Annotated in this window: 2 protein-coding genes; one reads left to right on the top strand and one right to left on the bottom strand. The window is 48.9% G+C overall.

The window, feature by feature from the left end; genetic code table 11:
* Window positions 1-470, top strand: a 470-nt coding sequence (locus R7P67_RS23525; RefSeq protein ID WP_318086154.1) for a DUF2860 family protein, incomplete at its 5' end; no start/stop codon positions are given.
* 56 nt (window positions 471-526) lie between these two features.
* Here R7P67_RS23525 and R7P67_RS23520 read toward each other — a convergent pair.
* Window positions 527-1,820: YifB family Mg chelatase-like AAA ATPase (locus R7P67_RS23520; RefSeq protein WP_318086153.1), on the bottom strand; the 1,294-nt coding region annotated here is incomplete at its 5' end.

The following is a 1,820-nucleotide window of genomic DNA, read 5'->3' as shown; positions in this document are numbered from 1 at the left end:
TCGATTTAGCTTATGCCGATAAAGATGTCGAACAAGATGAAGTCACCGACCGTTCACTCGCGCGTGATGCCAGTATTTATTACGTAAAAGGCGAATATCGTATTTCACTAGACCAAACATCGCTACTGCAACCCGCGTTCACCTACATCAACCAAGATGCGGATGGAAAAGCAGAATCGTATGACTCTTATGCCTTTGACGTAAGTTGGTTTAAGTTCATCAACCGTCATCGTTTAGCCTTAACCGCAGGCTATGCACTCAAAGATTATCAATCGGCGAGCCAAACTTTTGCGAAAACGCGCAGTGATGACACCTTGAGCTTGTTTGCCGCTTACGAATACCAAAACGTGTTTGATTGGCAGAACTGGTCGTTCATTTCCTTCGCGGGTTATAGCCAAACCGATTCAAACATCACCTTTTATGACGAAAATGAATACCTTTTGTCGTTAGGCTTTAACTACAGCTTCTAACATGGTTCTCGCGGCGAACATGTGAATACTCGCCGCGAACTCCTCTCAAATGACCACTACACGGCTTGAGCCGTGAGTTGTTTCAGCAATCGGTCCATCGCGCGATACCCGAGCGCTTCCGCCAAATGAGAACGCTTAATCTGCTCAGCACCTTCTAAATCCGCTATCGTGCGAGCCACTTTAATGATGCGATGATAGGCACGAATCGATAACCCCAGCCGATGGAGTGCAGTTTCGAGAAATTCTGCATCGCTTTTTTGCAACGGGCAAAATGCCTCAATCTCACGGCTGCCGAGCAGTGCGTTGACTTTGCCGTTTCGATTGAGCATGCTCTCGCGAGCAAGACTGACGCGCTCTTTGACGAGTTCCGTGGGCTCACCTCGATCACCACCTTCCGCCAACGTGCCTTTTGGTAAGGATGGAATTTCTAACGACATATCAAAACGGTCGAGAAGCGGTCCCGATAAACGGCCTAAGTAACGCAAAATAGCTTGAGGGTTAGTGCGAGCTTGATTCCCTTCGTAATAGCCAGTTGGGCTTGGATTCAACGCGCCCACCAGCTGAAAACGAGCAGGAAAACGCGTTTTTCCTTGTGCGCGCGAAATGATGATCTCACCCGATTCCAGTGGTTCTCGTAACGAGTCCAACACTTTACGGTCAAACTCCGGCATTTCATCAAGGAACAATAACCCATTGTGAGCCAAAGAAATCTCACCCGGTCTTGGCACCGAGCCACCACCAACTAATGCAGCCATCGAACTGGAATGGTGCGGCGCACGAAACGGACGCGACTTCCAGTTGTGCTCATTAATCTCACTTTGCGTCAGTGATGCGACTGAAGCCGTTTCCATCGCTTCTTCGTCGCTCATCTCCGGCAGTAAGTCGCATAAACGCGATGCCAGCATGGTTTTTCCTGTACCAGGAGGACCAAGGAAAAGTAGGTTGTGGTTTCCAGCCGCCGCAATTTCTAGAGCACGCTTGCCTTGTTGCTGGCCAATGATGTCTTGTAGATCTCGACCATGTTTTTCAACCGTTTTTCGCTTCGGAGTTTGATAAAGATTGAGACGATGCTGACCACATAACTCCGCACACACCTCAAGTAAGGATTGCGCTGACTTATGTTGCTCTTTGCCCACCAACGCCGCTTGATCACCATTGACATGAGGCACCACCAAATGACGTCCTACTTTGCTTGCAGCCAACGCAGCTGGAAGCACGCCTTTGACAGGTCTTAATCCTCCAGACAGGGCTAATTCGCCAACAAATTCGTAGTTTTTGAGCCTATCTGTCGCTATTTGCTCTGAAGCCGCCAAAATACCCAATGCGATAGGCAAATCAAAACGTCCGCCT

It is taken from the genome of Vibrio sp. Vb0937 (assembly GCF_033338855.1).
The sequence above is the reverse complement of the archived record's forward strand: the minus strand, read 5'-3'. Positions and strand labels throughout refer to the sequence as shown.